At 46.4% G+C, this 17,045-nt stretch carries 20 protein-coding genes; 13 read left to right on the top strand and 7 right to left on the bottom strand.

Annotated features, from left to right (window positions below):
- Window positions 1-398 precede the first annotated feature (398 nt).
- The gene (locus CEF21_RS04530) at window positions 399-1,568 is read right to left on the bottom strand and encodes a DEAD/DEAH box helicase (protein ID WP_123913643.1); all 1,170 of its coding nucleotides are present in this window, start codon (window positions 1,566-1,568) and stop codon (window positions 399-401) included.
- 153 nt (window positions 1,569-1,721) lie between these two features.
- Between CEF21_RS04530 and CEF21_RS04525 the strand changes: the two genes are divergently transcribed.
- The 3 genes from CEF21_RS04525 to CEF21_RS04515 are packed head-to-tail and all read left to right on the top strand — an operon-like array spanning window position 1,722 to window position 2,937.
- Complete coding sequence (locus CEF21_RS04525; RefSeq protein WP_123913641.1) at window positions 1,722-2,285, top strand: TetR/AcrR family transcriptional regulator; 564 nt, start codon at window positions 1,722-1,724, stop codon at window positions 2,283-2,285.
- A 2-nt stretch (window positions 2,286-2,287) separates the two neighbouring features.
- Entirely contained in the window at window positions 2,288-2,623 is a 336-nt protein-coding gene (locus CEF21_RS04520) for a DMT family transporter (RefSeq protein ID WP_241156764.1), read from the top strand.
- On the top strand, window positions 2,623-2,937 hold the full coding sequence (locus CEF21_RS04515; RefSeq protein WP_123913637.1) for a DMT family transporter: 315 nt from the start codon (window positions 2,623-2,625) through the stop codon (window positions 2,935-2,937). Before CEF21_RS04520 ends, CEF21_RS04515 begins: the two co-directional genes overlap by 1 nt.
- Before the next feature lie 363 nt (window positions 2,938-3,300).
- Here the strand turns inward: CEF21_RS04515 and CEF21_RS04510 are convergent, their stop codons facing one another.
- Window positions 3,301-4,590, bottom strand: a complete 1,290-nt coding sequence (locus CEF21_RS04510; protein ID WP_241156763.1) for an ATP-binding protein — start codon at window positions 4,588-4,590, stop codon at window positions 3,301-3,303.
- Window positions 4,591-4,801: 211 nt separating this feature from the next.
- On the opposite strand from CEF21_RS04510, the gene CEF21_RS04505 reads away from it, so the two are divergent.
- Window positions 4,802-4,984: a hypothetical protein gene (locus CEF21_RS04505; protein ID WP_123913635.1), complete on the top strand. Its 183-nt coding sequence runs from the start codon at window positions 4,802-4,804 to the stop codon at window positions 4,982-4,984.
- Window positions 4,985-5,046: 62 nt separating this feature from the next.
- Here CEF21_RS04505 and CEF21_RS04500 read toward each other — a convergent pair whose 3' ends face one another.
- Window positions 5,047-5,664 carry a cell wall hydrolase gene (locus CEF21_RS04500; RefSeq protein WP_123913633.1) on the bottom strand — a complete coding sequence of 206 codons (618 nt, stop codon included), beginning with the start codon at window positions 5,662-5,664 and terminating at the stop codon, window positions 5,047-5,049.
- A gap of 227 nt (window positions 5,665-5,891) precedes the next feature.
- Between CEF21_RS04500 and CEF21_RS04495 the strand changes: the two genes are divergently transcribed.
- From CEF21_RS04495 to CEF21_RS04475, 5 genes are all read left to right on the top strand, one after another.
- On the top strand, window positions 5,892-6,305 hold the full coding sequence (locus CEF21_RS04495) for a MarR family winged helix-turn-helix transcriptional regulator (protein WP_123913631.1): 414 nt from the start codon (window positions 5,892-5,894) through the stop codon (window positions 6,303-6,305).
- Between the two features lie 70 nt (window positions 6,306-6,375).
- The gene (locus CEF21_RS04490; RefSeq protein WP_123913629.1) at window positions 6,376-7,566 is read left to right on the top strand and encodes an MFS transporter; all 1,191 of its coding nucleotides are present in this window, start codon (window positions 6,376-6,378) and stop codon (window positions 7,564-7,566) included.
- Between the two features lie 246 nt (window positions 7,567-7,812).
- Window positions 7,813-8,037, top strand: coding sequence for an AbrB/MazE/SpoVT family DNA-binding domain-containing protein (locus CEF21_RS04485; RefSeq protein WP_123913627.1), 225 nt, complete (start codon window positions 7,813-7,815; stop codon window positions 8,035-8,037).
- Window positions 8,038-8,053: 16 nt separating this feature from the next.
- Window positions 8,054-8,551 carry a cation:proton antiporter regulatory subunit gene (locus tag CEF21_RS04480; protein WP_123913625.1) on the top strand — a complete coding sequence of 166 codons (498 nt, stop codon included), beginning with the start codon at window positions 8,054-8,056 and terminating at the stop codon, window positions 8,549-8,551.
- Between the two features lie 6 nt (window positions 8,552-8,557).
- A complete protein-coding gene (locus CEF21_RS04475; protein WP_123913623.1) occupies window positions 8,558-9,787 on the top strand; it encodes a cation:proton antiporter in 1,230 nt (409 codons plus the stop codon).
- Between the two features lie 45 nt (window positions 9,788-9,832).
- Here CEF21_RS04475 and CEF21_RS04470 read toward each other — a convergent pair whose 3' ends face one another.
- Window positions 9,833-11,587 (bottom strand): ABC transporter ATP-binding protein, encoded by a 1,755-nt coding sequence (locus CEF21_RS04470; RefSeq protein WP_164462076.1) that lies wholly within the window; start codon window positions 11,585-11,587, stop codon window positions 9,833-9,835.
- Window positions 11,580-12,362: a MerR family transcriptional regulator gene (locus tag CEF21_RS04465; RefSeq protein ID WP_164462075.1), complete on the bottom strand. Its 783-nt coding sequence runs from the start codon at window positions 12,360-12,362 to the stop codon at window positions 11,580-11,582. Before CEF21_RS04465 ends, CEF21_RS04470 begins: the two co-directional genes overlap by 8 nt.
- Window positions 12,363-12,461: 99 nt before the next feature.
- Between CEF21_RS04465 and CEF21_RS21465 the strand changes: the two genes are divergently transcribed.
- Window positions 12,462-12,785 carry a hypothetical protein gene (locus CEF21_RS21465; protein WP_206427796.1) on the top strand — a complete coding sequence of 108 codons (324 nt, stop codon included), beginning with the start codon at window positions 12,462-12,464 and terminating at the stop codon, window positions 12,783-12,785.
- Between the two features lie 30 nt (window positions 12,786-12,815).
- Here the strand turns inward: CEF21_RS21465 and CEF21_RS04455 are convergent, their stop codons facing one another.
- A complete protein-coding gene (locus tag CEF21_RS04455) occupies window positions 12,816-13,997 on the bottom strand; it encodes an IS256 family transposase (protein ID WP_123913619.1) in 1,182 nt (393 codons plus the stop codon).
- A 55-nt stretch (window positions 13,998-14,052) separates the two neighbouring features.
- Between CEF21_RS04455 and CEF21_RS04450 the strand changes: the two genes are divergently transcribed.
- Entirely contained in the window at window positions 14,053-14,409 is a 357-nt protein-coding gene (locus tag CEF21_RS04450) for a hypothetical protein (protein WP_123913617.1), read from the top strand.
- Between the two features lie 470 nt (window positions 14,410-14,879).
- Here the strand turns inward: CEF21_RS04450 and CEF21_RS04445 are convergent, their stop codons facing one another.
- Complete coding sequence (locus tag CEF21_RS04445) at window positions 14,880-15,212, bottom strand: winged helix-turn-helix transcriptional regulator (protein ID WP_123913615.1); 333 nt, start codon at window positions 15,210-15,212, stop codon at window positions 14,880-14,882.
- Window positions 15,213-15,369: 157 nt separating this feature from the next.
- Between CEF21_RS04445 and CEF21_RS04440 the strand changes: the two genes are divergently transcribed.
- Together CEF21_RS04440 and CEF21_RS04435 are read left to right on the top strand one after the other, a co-directional pair.
- A complete protein-coding gene (locus tag CEF21_RS04440) occupies window positions 15,370-16,221 on the top strand; it encodes a VOC family protein (RefSeq protein WP_123913613.1) in 852 nt (283 codons plus the stop codon).
- Between the two features lie 49 nt (window positions 16,222-16,270).
- Entirely contained in the window at window positions 16,271-16,921 is a 651-nt protein-coding gene (locus CEF21_RS04435) for a nitroreductase family protein (protein ID WP_123913611.1), read from the top strand.
- The last annotated feature ends 124 nt before the right edge of the window (window positions 16,922-17,045 follow it).

Genomic DNA, 17,045 nt, shown 5'->3' with positions numbered 1-17,045 from the left:
TGTTTACAGAGTCTCATCCTGTGCCTGACCCCAGCTGCTTTAACGCATCGGGGGACAGAGGTCTGCCTTCTTCATCCCATGCGCCGCAACGGTTTGAAGATCCGGTGCCGGAGCTTTAGTCTGATGCAGAAATGCGGGACTGGCACCGTGCCAGTCCCCACATCCTTCACCGCAGCGGGGGACGGAGATCATCCATCCCTATCCCTTGCGCCCCAGCGATTTACAGAGAAGGTGCCAGAGCTTTCACCCTTTATCAGAGAGCGGGTCAGACCCCCGAAACGGTCAATCGCCTCCCCCTCCACCAAAAACGGTCACCCTCCAGACCCCCGCACAATCTCCAGCAGCCCCGTTTCCCCTCAAAAAAAGACCCCTGCTATTTAAGCAAGGGTCCTCCCAAATTATCTCTTCCGGCCATTCCGCAGCCGTTCTTCTTCACTTAGAATATTTCCGCCGAACAATACGTTGCGTTCGAGCTCGATGCCGAGCTTTTTAGCATATTGTTTCAATTCGCGTTCTTCCCGTTCGGTGACGAGGGAGATGACGGTTCCGGCTGCGGTGGAACCGAGTCTGCCGGTGCGGCCGGAGCGGTGAACGAATTGGTCGATGTCTTCCGGGAAGTCGAGGTGGACGACCTGCTGGAGGTTTTGGATGTCAAGGCCTCTTGCGGCGACGTCCGTGGCAATGAGCAGCGGCGTTTCGCCTTTCCGGAATTTTCTTAAGGCTGCTTCACGGTCGGTTTTTCCGCTTTCACTGTGAAGAATGCTGACAGGAACGCGGTCGTAGGCAAGCTTTTCCGCCGCTACATTGACGCTGCCGATGTCTTTCATGAAAGCGAGGGTTTTAACTGGTGCAGCCCGCATGATTTTCTCCAATGCCTTCAGCTTGTCGCGCTGTTCGCTGACAATGTAGAGGTGGCGTACTTCGGCTTTGATGGCCTGTTCACGGTCTACACTGATTTTGACAGGTTCGTTCATCATTTCCGCTGCCAATTCTTCTGTTTTTGCAGAAAGGGTTGCCGAATAAAGGAGAATCTGGCGGTCGCGCTGGGTGCTTTTGATGACTTCGGTGATCGTTTTCAGATGTTCAGGGACGAGCAGCTGATCGCCTTCATCCAGCACAATGGTTTTGACTTCATGCATTTTGAGTTTTTTCATTTTAATCAGCTCGTGGATCTTTCCAGGTGTTCCGCTGATGATATGCGGATTTTTCTTCAGTTTTTCAAGCTGGCGCTTCGGATTGGCGCCTCCGATGAAGGATGCGGTTCTTAGTTCGCTTCCCTTTATCCAATCCTGGATGACGGAATGGATTTGCATCACGAGCTCATGGGAGGATGCGAGGATAACGGCCTGCGGCTGTTTTCCTGCAGCATTCAGCCGTTCAAGGACGGGCAGGAGATAAGCAAGCGTCTTGCCGCTTCCTGTCGGTGATTTCGCTAAAATATCTTTATTTTCCATAACCGGCTGGACCGATTGAACTTGTATCGAGGTCGGGGCTTCAAAAGCAGACTGATTCCATGTTTCCTGGATAAATGGCTGGAATGTTTGTATAAAGACGGTTTCCTGAGACATTCCTTCAACACCTTTTCTCTTAATTTTTTTCAAATGAACATTGTAAATCATAGCATTATTCAATTGGAAAAGCCATGTCCCTATGAGAGATTTGACTGGAAAAACCGGGTGTGCTACATTTACTTACGAACGGTCGTAAGGGAGAGGATATGCATGACTGGTGAAGAGCTGAAACAAAAAGCATTGCTGATTTTTTCTGAGCACGGATATGAGGGGGCTTCCCTTTCGCTTATTGCAGAGGAGGCCGGGATTAAAAAACAATCCATTTACTCTCATTTCAAAAGCAAGGATGAGCTTTTTCTGAAGGCGGCGGAGGATGTATTTCAGCGCGAGCTGGAGCGTGCCATTGCTTATTTAAGCGCCGGCGGGGCAAACTTGAAAAATATGCTCTATCCGTTTCTGACTGATTATATGAAAAAATATGAGGAAGCACCGGAAACACGATTCTGGCTGCGCATGTCGTTTTTCCCGCCAAGTCATTTGTATGAAGATGTCATGGTTCAGGTATATAAACATCTTGATGCGCTGGAAGAGGCGCTGACCGCCCTTTTTAAAGCCTCCCCGATCCAGGTTGACCCCGAGCAGGCGGCGATTGCCTTTCTCGGAGTGCTCGACAGCCTGTTTGTGGAAATGCTTTACGGCGGTAAAGAAAGACAGCTTAAAAGGCTGGATGCTTCATGGAATATTTTCTGGTCCGGTATTACAAGGGAGGAATAAGAGTGAACCGTTATTGGGTATATGTTGTGCTTGCTTCTGTGTTTGAAGTGGCATGGGTAATCGGTTTAAAACACGCAAATGACTGGCTCTCATGGAGCGGAACGGTTGTTGCCATTGCGGTGAGTTTTACCGTGATGATTGTGGCAAGTTCCAAGCTTCCGGTCGGAACGGTCTATGCCGTATTCGTCGGACTTGGGACAGCTGGTACGATTTTGGCGGATATCCTGTTTTTCAGCGAGCCTTTCGACTTGGCGAAAATGATGCTGATTGGCACGCTGCTTGTTGGGGTCATCGGGCTTAAGGCGGTAACAAAAGATCCGGAAGGAGAGACTGGTTAATGGCATGGTTTGTGATTGTCGCTGCAGGATTATTTGAAATGCTGGGCGTTGTCCTTCTGAATAGAGTAGCCAGGAAGCGCAGTGCAGCCAACATCCTTCTGCTGGCTGTATCGTTTATGGCGAGCTTTACTCTTCTTTCCATCGCAATGAAATCACTCCCGATGGGAACGGCTTACGCAATCTGGACAGGGATCGGGGCCGCCGGCGGGGCGGTGCTTGGCATGATTCTGTACGGGGAATCGAAAGACTGGCAGCGGATTTTGTTCATCGCCCTCATTCTGGGTTCAACGATCGGTTTAAAAATCATTGCGTAAGTGACGGTGCAAAAAGGGGCTGGGACATAACTGAAATTATTGTCCCTATGCCGAATATTTTTTTTAAAAAGCATGAAAAACAATAAAACCGAACGATTACGAAACTCTATACCAGAGTTTCAAATAATCGTTCGGTTTTTTTTCGCTATGTTAAAGCATGTTGCTGATTTTTTAAACTCTGTTGATTGAAGCGGAAGGCGTGAGACTCCTGCGGGAGCAGCGGGAAGGTGAGACCCGCAGTCGCAAAGCGGCGAGGAGGCTCGCCACACGCCCCGCTGGTCGCTGAGCGCCTGCAGCGGAAATCAACAGCCAAGTTTAACAGTGCTTGTTTATGAGCCGGAAACCTTTTGTCCCCGCCTCTTTTTATTTTACAAACGGGAATTCAACGATGACGCTTGTACCGATTCCCACTGTACTTTTAAAATGGATGGAGCCTTTGTGCCGTTTGACGATGCTGAAACAGACGGCGAGACCAAGGCCGGTGCCTCTTTCCTTCGTTGAGTAAAAGGGCTCTCCGAGTTTTTCCAGCCGTTCTTTTTCCATGCCGGTTCCATCGTCCTCAATGCGAATTCTCACGTTTTCCTTGCTGCGGGAAAGGCTGATGACAATCTCTCCGCATTCAGGGATAGCTTCTATGGCATTTTTCAGGAGATTAAGGAAGACTTGCTTAATCTGATTTTGATCACAGTAAATGCTGAGCGGCTCTCCGCTGTCATCTTCAAACCGGACCATGACGTTTTTCATGTGGGCCTCTCCTTCAAGGAGAACCATCACGTGATTGAGGATGGACCTTACATTCTCCTGCCTGAACAGGACATCCTGCTTCTTCCCAAGAGCAAGCATTTCGCCGGAGATCAGGTTGATCCTGTCTATTTCTGACATCATGATATCCAAGTGCTGGTCGTCTACTGATCTTGTCGAGGACATGAGCTGGACAAATCCTTTTAATGAGGTAAGCGGATTTCGTATTTCATGCGCGACAGATGCGGCAAGTTCTCCGATCACTGACATCTTTTCGGCAGCAATCATGAGCTCTTCGTTGGCCTTATATTCTGTAATATCCCGGCCAATTCCGAATACCCCCTGTATTTCCCCTTTTATGATGATGGGAAGGAGTGAACACCGTAAAATGCGCTCCTGCTTTAGCCGGTTGCGGACTGTCAGTTCAAACTTTTGAGGAGAACCTGAGAGCACTTGCTGAAAAAGGGCGCTGGCCCGTTCCCATTCAGAAGGAATAATGAATTCCCGGGCATCTCTTCCCTTTATATAAGACTCTTTGCAATTGAGAATCAGTTCCCCCTCCGGATTAAGAGCGGTCAGACTGCCCTTCGTATCCGTCTCAAATACCCCGTCAGGATTATGATGGAATAGGGAGCGGTAATGCTCATTGCTTCTCTCAAGCTCTTTTTCTTTTTGCTCAAGCTTTTCCTTTGAAAGGAAAATTCGTTTTGTCCGCCTGTAAACAAGAATATACAGTCCGATACAGGTCAGCAGAATATAGATCCAGCCCTTATTGCGCTGAAAAAAATCGTATAGATCCAGATCCCTTTTGGCCATCAGCAACGATAGATGGTCTGTGAGAAAAATCCAGAAAATACCGATGATTAAATAGATCAGTGCAATTCGCAAAGCAATTTTTTTGGAGGGTTCCATAATCGTCCACCTAGCAATCAAATATTCTTCTCTCATTGTAACGAAAAGAAATGCGGTTATGTGAAAATTCTTATGGTAAATCATAGAATGCTTCAAAGAGGATGAATTTCCCTTTTGTTTCGGGAAAAATTTATCGGTAAAATGGTATTTGAAAAGATGGGGAAATGGGTACATAGTTTACATGAGCTTTGAGAGCGGGGAGGAATAGAATATGAATGGAATTATCTTATTTGCTGCTGCAGCCTTTCTATTGATGACCTTTCGGCTTGTGACCGTTGTACGGATGAAGAACGCCCCAAGAGGAAACAAACGGATGGCGTGGCTGCTTTACGGCATCGGGATTGGCGCACTTGCCGGAGCCGTGCTCGTTCTGATGAACACGATGCCTGCCTAGATGCCTGCAATAAGAAAAAGGAGCGGATCCCTTGAGTGGGTCCGCTCCTTTTTTACTATTATTTATTTAGCAAATACGTGGTTGCCGATTGTTGTCGTCACTTCTTTTCCATCAAGGAAGCTTGAGCCTGCCTTATCCGGATTATAGAAATAGAGTGCGCCTTTGCTGATGCTGGAATAAGAGATGGCTTCATTTACCGCATCTTTAGACTCCTGGCTTGCCGGATTATTAATCGCTCCGTTGGCTACCGGTGAAAATTGGCCGTTTTCATAGATTACATCTTTGACGTTATCCGGGAATTTGTCGCTTTCCACCCGGTTCATGATTACAGTGGCTACCGCTACTTTTCCTTCATACGATTCGCCTTTTGCTTCCGCTTCTACAAGACGGGCCATTAGATCTTTATCTTCATCTGAAACTGCTTGCTCAGCACCTTTTACATCCACTGCGCCGGCAACAGGAATTTGAAGGGTTTCACCTGTGTAAATCATATTATCGGCACGGCCGTTTGCTTCTTTTAACGCATCAATTGCAACGCCGTATTCTTGTCCGATTTTATAATAAGAGTCACCTTGTTGTACTTTATAATTTTCAGCTGCACTCGCTGTGTTCGTTTGCCCCGCAAATGTAAGAGCTCCTATCGCAAGGCTTGAAACTAATACTAGACCTTTGGCTTTCATATTCGTTTTCCTCCCTTTGTGTTTGCTCCTAAACAACCCTAACAGAAATAAAATATGGTTTCAAAGGATAGGACTTCCCTGTAAAGAGTTTCACAGGGAATCTATCCACTTCTCGCCAATTGACCCATAAGTTTTTTCACTATTTCACACTTATTCGGCTATTTCTGTTGATTTTCGTCTAAAATGCCGATAAAATGTTTACTTAGGTAAATAATAGAGGTGAAAAAATGGAGGATACTAGCAACATTATCCATAATCTTCATCAGGCGGTCCGCTATTTAACAAAGGAATCCAACTCCAGGCTCCAGGAACACGGAATATATAGTTCACAATGGTCTGTTCTATATTGTCTCGACCGGTTCGGACCGATGTCCCAAACTGAAATCTGGCGTTATTTAAATGTGGAAGCTCCTACCGTTACAAGGACGATTGCCAGATTAGAAGAGAGCGGCTGGATTAATAGAGAGCCGGGGGCGGACAAACGGGAGAAGATTGTCAGTCTTACTCCTCTGGCGGATGAAAAGCTTGAACAGATCAAACAGTCTATTAAAGCATTCGAGGAAGAAATGCTCCGGGATTTAAACGAAAATGACCGCCGCACTCTTACTTCCCTTCTCGGGAAAATCGGCAGCTGGAATTAAATCTGCAAGTCATTCTATTAGGAAAAAACCCGTTTCTTCTATAAGATAAAATCATCAAAGGAGGTACAACATGACATCATCTGCAACAAAGGCTCCCATTTGGACGAAGAGCTTTATCAGCAATTTTCTGATCAACTTCTTCATCTTCTTAACGTTCTACGCACTGCTCACTGCTCTTCCTATCTATGTCATTGAAGATTTAAATAGATCAAACACAGAAGCCGGTCTGGTCATTACGGCGTTCATGCTTTCCGCTATCCTTGTCCGGCCTGTATGGGGAAAACTTCTCGAACGGTACGGGAAAAAGCTTTGTCTTATTGTGGGAATGATTGTTTTCATGCTCACCACAGTCGTCTACGTCTGGGTGGATCAGTTCACAGGCCTGCTTGTACTCAGATTTATTCACGGGATTTCATTCAGCCTGATTACAACCGCAACCGGTGCAATTGCTGCGGACATTATACCGAAAGAGCGCCGCGGGGAAGGACTCGGCTACCATGCAATGTCCATGAACCTTGCCGTCGTTTTCGGCCCATTCCTGGCCCTGACCCTTCTTCAGTTCACCACGTTTACTGTGCTGTTCATGATTTTTTCCATCCTGGCAGTTGCAGGCGTTCTGTTCAGCTTTCTTATTAAAATCGAACATGTCAAAGTACCGGCAAGGAAATTCACGGCTTCGGATCTTTTTGAAAAAACCGTCATCCCCATTGCCTTGATTGGCGGACTGGTTGCATTCTCATACTCCGGGATTATTTCATTTATTTCCCTGTATGCAAAAAGCCTTGGCCTTGCCCACACAGCGAGCTACTTTTTCGTCGTGTTCGCCGTGGTCATGCTTTTATCAAGACCGTTCGTCGGGCGGGCATTCGACCGAAGAGGGCCCGCGATTGTCATGATTCCATCCTTCATCATTTTTGCTGCCGGGATGCTCATGCTCAGCTTTACAGACTCCTCATGGATGCTCCTTGCATCAGGCGCGCTGATCGGACTCGGCTATGGTTCACTTGTTCCCTGCTTCCAGACACTGGCTATTCAAAAAGCCCATCCTTCCAGAAGCGGTCATGCAACGTCAACATTCTTTACATTTTTTGATATCGGCATTGCCTTTGGCTCTTATATCCTTGGCATGCTCGCTGCGAATCTCGGGCTTTCAAACCTGTACTTGTATGCATCCGGACTGATTATTGTCACGCTTGTGCTTTTCACTGCCGTGACCCGGAAAAAACAATCGAATTATGTACCGAAAGAACACGTATCGTGAACCTGACTAAAAAGCCAGGTTCAGATAAAACATCATGACCCCCCTCCCCCGGGACGCTGTATAAGCATCCCGGGGGTTTTTTTATGCCATCACAACACTTGCCGGAAAGCAACCGGCCTGCCGCGGAATTTAGCCTGGTTCACACCTTTTCATACTTATCATTAGCTAATTTTCCAAATTTCTGTTAGAATAAAAGTAAGGAAAGTAAGGAATTCCTAGAAAACCAAGAAAACAAGGAGAATGAACATGGAATTTTCTAAACTGAGCTCGAAGGGGCAGATCACGATCCCGAAGCATGTTCGAGAGACGCTTGACCTGCATGAAGGGGAAAGAGTGGCTTTTATTGAAGAAGACGGGCTTGTGATTATGACAAAAGCAGATTTGGAGTCCCTTCATAAGGTTCAGGACATCGTCAGCGACGAAAAATTTAAGCAGCTGATGCGCAAGGCAAAAACTCAATTAGAGGAATAAGAAAGGGGTTCATATCATGAACATTCGAGAAGGCGATTTACCGGGAATCGGGCGGAAATTTGAAGCGGTAACGAGGAACAATGACAAAATTGTTGTCATCATTCATGATGACGGGCGGCGTGAAATGTATCATTATGATGATGATGATCACGAAGAAAGCATCTCCAATATCACAATGAATGATGCAGAAGCAAGGCAGATTGCAGCGATCCTCGGCGGGATGACATACAAGCCAAAAGCGATGGAAAACATTGAGCTTGCGTTCGATGATTTGATTATCGAATGGTTTAAAGTAGAGCCGGGAGCAGCTGCTGTCAATCAGTCCATCGGGGATATCGACGTCCGCAGCAACTATGGAATCACCATCATCGCCATTATTAAAAAGAACCAGTCTAAACAGCTGACACCCGGACCGGATTCCATCATTGAAGCAGGAGATACACTCGTAATCTCCGGAGAAAGAAAGGATTTGAAAAATATCATTAAGGATTTGCTATCGAATAAGGGGGGATAAGTATAGATGGATCATCTAATTTTTGAAGTAGGAACCGCATTATTATTAGTAGCTCTCGCCGCGATTTTGGCAGGTAAGCTGAATTTCTCCATTATCCCGTTTCTCATTGTCATCGGGATGCTTGTCGGACCTCATGCTCCTGTCATCGGCATTATCAACCTGAGGTTCATAGAGAGCGCCGAGTTTATTGATTTTCTCGGCAGGATCGGAATTCTGTTTCTGCTCTTTTATCTTGGCCTTGAATTCTCTGTCGGAAAACTCATAAAATCAGGAAAATCCATTGTTGTCGGCGGAAGCATCTATATAGGCATCAACTTCGCTCTTGGATTCCTTTATGCTCTTATTATGGGCTTTCCGATATTAGAAGTCTTGATCATCGCTGGAATCATTACGATCTCGTCAAGTGCGATTGTAGCAAAAGTACTTGTAGATCTCCGGCGTACCGGGAATAAAGAAACCGAACTGATCCTGGGCATTATCATGTTTGAGGACATCTTTTTGGCAGTCTACCTCTCCGTTGTCTCCGGCTTGATTTTGGGAGACTCCACGTCAATCGGCGGAACCATCCTGTCCGTTCTGATTGCCCTTGGCTATATGCTGGCTTTCTTCATTATTGCAAGAAAAGCCACACCTCTTTTAAACAAATTACTCAACATCTCGTCTGATGAAATTTTTATCATCGTCGTGTTTGCGGCTCTCTTCTTCATAGCCGGATTTTCAGAAACCATCCATGTGGCGGAAGCCATTGGTGCCCTGCTGCTCGGACTCGTTTTTTCTGAAACGGATCAGGGTGAACGGATCGAACATCTCGTTGTCCCATTCCGTGATTTTTTCGGCGCCATCTTCTTTTTCAGCTTCGGGTTGAGTATTGATCCATTCACCCTTGGAGGTGCTGTATGGCTGGCACTTGGAGCTGTCGCGATTACCATTATCGGGAACTTCGTTGCCGGGATGATTGCCGGAAGAAGAGCGGGTTTGTCACACAAAGCGTCCGCCAATATCGGACTGACCATTGTATCCCGCGGGGAATTTTCCATCATTATGGCGAATCTGGGCCTTTCAGGCGGACTCATGGCTGTGCTCCAGCCCTTTTCAGCCCTCTATGTGCTCATCCTCGCCATCCTTGGACCATTGCTCACAAAGGAATCCAAGCATATCTACAACGCGCTGAACAAGGTTTTCAAATGGAAGCAGCCGAAGGAAAAAGTGAAAGTAAAAGAAACACCCCTTCCGTAAAGAAGCGAAAAGCCCAAGATACCCTTGGGCTTTTTATTTATGGAGTCAATTTGCCGTTTCCAGCTGAAGCTGCTTTTCGGCAAGTTTCCTGTATAATGCATGATCGTTCAGTAATTCTTCGTGTGTCCCCTGCCCAGTCAGTTTTCCGTTTTCCAGGACTAAAATCTGATCTGCATCCACGACTGTGGATAACCTGTGGGCAATGACAAAAGTAGTCCGGCCCTTCATCAGGTTTTTCAGCGCGTGCTGAACGAGAACCTCTGATGCGCTGTCCAGATTGGACGTTGCTTCATCAAGCAGGAGCAGCGACGGATTTTTTAATATCGCTCTTGCGATGGCAATTCGCTGCCTTTGCCCGCCCGAAAGCTTCACTCCCCGCTCTCCAACTTCCGTTTCATACCCATCCGGCATTTTCTCAATAAACTCTGCGGCATTGGCAAGCCGTGCCGCATTTTCCACTTCCGAATCCGCCATTTCCCGCTCTATGCCGTAGCAGATATTATCCCTGATCGATCCCGACATAATCGGGCTATCCTGAGACACATAGCCGATCTGCTTCCTCCAGCTGCGCAGGTCTAGCGTGCTGATATCCTGCCCCCCGATTTTCACCGAACCTGACACCGGTTTGTAAAAGCGTTCAATCAGTGAAAATATCGTTGTTTTCCCGCCGCCGCTCGGTCCGACAAGGGCAATCGTCTTACTTGGTGCAATGGTAAACGAAAGATCGGTCAAGATCGGTTTATCCTCCGAATAACTGAAGTGAACGTTCTCAAACTGCATGACTTTATTCACCACAACCGCTTCTGAAGATCCCTTATCTTCTGTGTTCAGACTGAACAATTCATGAATCCGGTCTGTCGCCCCCATCGCTTTTTGAAAGGCCGTAAAAAACGAAGCAAGCTGGGTGAATGGAACGATGATCTGAAAAACGTAGATGATGATGGCAACCAATGTACCCGCACTTAAGCTTCCTGTCGCTACCCTCACTCCTCCATAGCCGATCAGGATGACAAGAATGACCATCATAATCGTTGTCATGAACGGACTGACCACTGCCTGGATTTTCGCTTCACGAAGGCCCAGTCTGAACAAATGCCCAATTCCGTTTCTGCCCTTTTCTTCTTCGATCTCTTCTCCGCTATAAGCCTTCACGAGTCGGACCTCGCCAAGAACCCGTCCAAGATCACCGCTGAAAGAGGCCATTCCATCTTGCGTTTCCTTCGAAATCTTATACATTTTCCTGCCTATTGGCCACAGGATAAGCATGGATAATGGAATAACGGCAAGCATGATGGCGGTCATTTTCCAGTCGAGCATAAAGAGGATGATAACCGAACCGGCAATGGCAATGATTCCGGATACAAATGTAACAAGATGGCTGGTAATCAGCGTTTTAATCGTATTTGTATCCTGCGTAACCCGGCTCATCGTTTCCCCGGACTGATGCTGGTCAAAATAAGGAACAGGCAGCCTTAGAATTTGTCCCCAGAGCTGCTCCCGGATTCCTTTTACAATCACCTCACCAATATACATGAGCATATAATAGGAAAATCCTGCTCCAATGGATTGCAGCACAAATGCACCAATCAGAAGGAAAACCATCCCCGAGCTTAATGCAGCAGCCCCTGCCTGATCGACCAGCTGCTTTGTAAAGATTGGCACAATCAAACCGGCCCCTGTTTCCAGCAGGCTTAAAATTAATACGGCAGCAATCATCCACGTGGCGGGTTTATGTTTTTTCAGCAGGCCAATAAATGCGGACAGCTGCTGTTTATCTGCTTGCTTCCCTTGTTCAGACATGATTGTCCTCCCCCTTCACTCTGTAATAATGTTCAAAAGCCTGTTCAATCAACTTCTCTTCCTGCCTTGTAAAGGGAGAAACGGAAAACATGGACTGTTCTGCCCCCTCCGCTAAACGCTCCCAGTCAAGGTCCAAAGAATTCATGTCAGTCAGCATGTCCTGTTCCCCCAGTATTCCGGCAAGCATATTCAGGCATTCACCAGCAAGACGCTGAACCTCTGATGATTCAGGATTCCGGGTCTTCAGCGCATCCTTCATCTCCTGGAAAAGCAAAGCGGTCTTCTTATGGAGATCCAGCCATTCTTCCCCCGTAATATCCCCTACCCGCTTCGCATATTTTTCAGGTAAATTTTCTTTAATCCAGTCCAAATGCTCCTCTTCATTTTGAATGCTGTCGATTACAAACGAGAGAATCTGCAGGTTCGGCCGCTTTTCTGTCTCGAGAACGCCAATCGCATGATCCAAAGAGAGAATAACCCGGTTTATATGATTCTGCTTTTGCAGCATTAGCTCCTTTTGCATAGTAAGCGAGGACGTTAAATCCCCATCAGCCGCTGCCAGCAGTTCCCGGATCTGCCCGAGACTGAAATCCAGGAACTTAAGCGAAAGAATTTGCTGAAGCACAATTAAATCATCATCCTTGTAATACCTCCGCCCCGATTCGCTGACGAAGCTTGGCTTGAGCATTTCCTGCTGATCATAATAGCGGAGTGTCCGGACGGTTACGCCGGTCTTTTTTGCAAATTGTCCAATCGTATATAAGGCTTCACTCATTGGCACACCCTCCCATAAACTCATTATATAACCTGACGTAACGTCAGAATCAAGTCTCATCCGGATAAAAATGGTATACTATTTACGAGGTGATAAAACATGGCGAAAAGCAAAGCCAGGAAACAGAGAGAGCACAACATACGCAGCGGCGGGTCCGACCCGGCAGCATGGAGAGGCGCAGCCCCTGATTACAGCATGCACGAACGCAAAACCATGACGAAACAGGAAAAACGGAAAAAAGAATACGAAAAACATAAAAAGCGATCCCTTCACGGTACTGGTGACGAAGGAATCGCTTTTTTATTTTGCCTCGCGGGCGCGCGGCTGCGTATTTTGCCGAAACGAGTCGCTTGGCCCGTATTCAGGGTCAAGTCCATTATCTTGTGTAAATATTCATACCATGTTTTCAACCTTATAAAATAGATAGGGCATTTTTTTATAGAGGAAGAGAACTTAGTTCTCTTTCACGTCGTACATGTACTTTCGATCTCCAGGGTCGAGGGATTTTTCATAGTCCATCAAGACAGCTCCGATCAGACGAAAAGCAGACTGGGTGTTGGGGAAGATTCGAATGACGCGCTCTCTTCTTCTGATTTCAGCATTCAGGCGTTCCAGGTTATTGGTGGTCCGCAGCTTTTTTTGGAAGCCCAGAGGTTCATTCATAAATTGGATGGCATCCTCAAAACCATCGTCCAACAGTGTCAGCACCGTTTCATATCCGCGCTCTCCATCATAGGTGTGCATAAACTCCTCTTTTAAAGCTCTTGCGTCTTCTGGTTTCGCGGCATCAAAAATACGGAGGAGGGCGTGTTTTAATTCTTCTGCCTGTTTCTTCGGCATGCGGTCAAACAGGTTCTTTTTAAAGTGAAACGTGCATCTCTGCCAGCTTGTTCCGACAAAGGATTCCTGAATGGCTGCCTTCAAGCCCTTATGGGCGTCCGAAATCATCAGTTTGGGAGACTGAAATCCCCTAGATTTAAGGTGGCTAAAGAATTGGGTCCAGCCTTCTTTGGATTCGGAATGATTGACAGCCAGCCCAATGACTTCCCGTTTAAGCTGAGAGTTGACCCCAACGGCCACATAAACTGCTTTTGAAACCACACGCTGATGTTCGCGGACCTTAATATACAAAGCATCCACAAACACATACTTGTAGTACATGACATTCAGAGGGCGGCTAGCCCACTCGTTCACAATGGGATCAAGTTTTTTGGTGATGGAGGAGACAAGGGACTTGGACACACTTTCCCCGCAAAGCTGTTCCATAATCTTCGTCACTTTGCGAGTTGAAACGCCGTTGACGACCATTTCCATCATAGACAGGACGAGGGCTTGGTCAGCCCGCTTATATTTCTCGAACACAGAGGTGGAAAACTCACCGTTTCGGGTACGGGGAACCTTCAGGTTAATCTTTCCGATAGAAACAAGAAAGTCTCGTTCATAATAGCCGTTCCGGTAGTCAGTCCTGCCACTCGTTCTTTCATAAGCATCCGCGTTCAGGTGCTCATCCCGTTCGCTTTCCATCACTTGATTCAGAATCAAAACAAGTGATGATTTCACGACAGCTTCCAGATTAGAATTCAAGAGGTGGTCTTTTAAGTCCTCCACATTTAGGGTAAGATTAATTTGGGTCATATTCATCCTCCATTACATTTTTTCTTGGTCGAAAACATTGTAACATGAGGGTGATATGACCCTTTTTCTATTTACACAATTATATGGACTCTATCGTATTCAGGTGAACTTGGCCCGTTTTCCGCTGAAGTTGGCCCGCATTTTGCTGAACCTGGCCCGTATTTCGCTGAACCTGGCCCGCATTTTGCTGAACTTGGCCCGTTTTTCGCTGAACCTGGCTCGTATTTCGCTGAACCTGGCCCGTATTTTGCTGAACCTGGCCCGTTTTTCGCTGAACCTGGCCCGTATTCCGGTGAACCTGGCCCGTATCTCGCTGAACCTGGCCCATATCTCGGTGAACCTGGCCCGTATTTCGGTGAACTTGGCCCGTATTCCGTTGAACCCGACCTGGATAGGTTTTTTTTTGCGATAAATTCAGATTTCGCGCAAATAATTGGAATTTTATGCAAATATTCCAGATGTTGTGCAATAAATCGGAATCTTGTTTAAATAAATCCAAATCTTGTGCAATAAATCAGAATTTTGTTCAAATAAATTCAAATCTTGTGCAATAAATCAGAATTTTGTTCAAATAAATTCAAATCTTGTGCAATAAATCGGAAATTTTTTAAAATAAACCCAAATCTTGTGCAATTAATCCGGATCTTGTGTAGATAAATGCCCTATCTAATTTATACGGTTGAAATTAGTATTGAGTTTTTACACAAAATAATGGACATGACCCTGGGTTGATGACAAATTAGGGTACGCAACCATCTTTTAGTAAGCTTTTCCACTCGACGCATCCTCATCGCTATCCGAATCATCCGTGCTGCATTCCGATAAATGCCACCCGAAGTCCACTTCCTTACTCCATAAAAAAAGCCAATCCCCCTATTGGGGTCATTGGCCGGTTTGGTTCTGATCCTGTTCGATCCAATCTTGGGACCAGTTTTCGATTTCTTTGAGTATAGGTTCGAGCGCCAAGCCTTTCGCTGTAAGCGAGTATTCGATGCGCACAGGGGATTCAGGGATGATGTTACGTGTTACGACGCCATTTTGTTCAAGGTCTTTCAGTCTGTCTGAAAGGACTCTTCCGCTGATGGCGGTCGCAGATTCAAGGACGCTGAATCGTTTCGGACCATCCAGCAGCTGATGGATGATCAGACCCGTCCATCGTTTTCCGAGCATGTTGATGGCTTGCTCAAACCGCGGGCATATGTTTGATTGTTCCATTTATCCTCACTCCTGTTTTTATTATACCTCATGATTACTTAAAATAAAAAAGTTACAATTTACAATCGACTTCCTTGACACTACAAACTATTCATTATATATTTACTTACATAAAGTAACTTATTAATTATTTGTAACAAAAAAAGGAGGCATCCCCTTGAAGTTTCAGCAGCATCCAAACACCTATGTAAGCAGCGTTACCCTTTTGACTGGCAGCCTGCAGCGGGCAGTGGAATTTTATACATCGATTATCGGCCTGGCTATTCTGCAAAAAACGGATGAATCTGCCACATTCACGGCAGATGGCTCTCATCCGATCCTAACCGTGAAACTTCAGAAATACATTTTGCCAAAAGAACCCCGCCGGACCGGTCTTTATCATTTCGCCATTCTCCTTCCATCCAGAAAGGAATTATCTGCGTTCCTGCACCACCTTCTAGGGTCCGGATATCCGATTCAGGGCGCTTCTGACCATCTTGTCAGCGAAGCGATATATTTTGCAGATCCGGACGGAAACGGAATTGAAGTGTATGCGGATCGTTCGGATGAAAAGTGGAACTGGACAAACGGACAGGTGGAGATGGCGACCGATCCGCTTCAGGCTGAAAACCTGCTTGCCGAAAGCTCAGCTGACGATTGGAGGGGTATCCCAGCCGGCACCGTCATGGGCCACATTCATCTGCATGTCTCAGACCTAGCCCAGGCAGAAACCTTTTACACGGAAGGCCTCGGTTTTGAAGTCGTCACGAAATACGGCAATCAGGCCCTTTTCCTTTCGACAGGGGGATACCATCACCATATTGGTCTGAATACCTGGAATGGCACCAGTGCTCCCGCTCCCTCTGAAAACAGCGTCAGAATGGCCTCTTACTCCATCGTTTATCCCAGCGGGGAAGAACGGCGGAAGGCAGCTGAAAGATTGGAAAAACTGGGCACAGAAACAATCTTCAAAGACGGTGCTCTGATTACAGCAGACCCTTCCGGAAATTGGATTCATCTGCTCGTATAAAAAGGGCAGGCTATGTTTATAAAAACCTATTCAGAAAAGAGGAAAACATATGGGATTTTTCGATAAAGTATTTGGGAGCAATGAACAGGCAGGAAGTACGGGAAAGAAGGATTTTCAAACAGCTATCGAAGAAAGACGCTCCTTTTATGATATCAGCAAGGACATCGTTGTTCCGGATGAACGCATCAGAGAAGTGGTGGAGCATGCTGTAAAACATACTCCCTCTGCCTTTAATTCCCAAAGTGCAAGAGTGGTGATTTTAGTTGGAGAGCAGCATGAAAAGCTCTGGAATTTCACATCGGACGCTCTCCGTAAAATCGTTCCGGCTGATCAATTCGGACCGACTGAGGAAAAAATGAACTCATTCAGCAGCGGATACGGAACGGTTCTTTTCTTTGAGGATCAAGCTGTAGTCGAATCTCTTCAGCAGCAATTCGCCTTATATCGCGAAAACTTCCCGATCTGGTCCCAGCAGTCTTCCGGAATGCTTCAATACGTTGTATGGACAGCTCTTGAGCTTGAAGGCTTCGGCGCTTCCCTTCAGCATTACAACCCGCTTGCGGATGAAGACATTCAAAGGGAATGGCATATTCCGGCCAGCTGGAAGCTGATTGCCCAAATGCCGTTCGGAAAACCGGTAACCCCTCCGGGACCGAAGGAATACAAGCCGCTTGAAGAACGCGTAAAATTTCATAAGTAAGCAAAGAGAAACGATTGAATTCAAAACCCCCTGAACGCTTTGTTTTGAGCATTCAGGGGGTTTTGATTTTTACATAGATAGTTTAATGGGTCATGCTGTGACTCCCGCGCGAGGTGAAATCGCT

The sequence above is a fragment of the Bacillus sp. FJAT-42376 genome (genome assembly GCF_003816055.1).
Taxonomy (GTDB): domain Bacteria; phylum Bacillota; class Bacilli; order Bacillales; family Bacillaceae; genus Metabacillus_B.
This window is presented reverse-complemented; position numbering and strand designations above follow the sequence as displayed.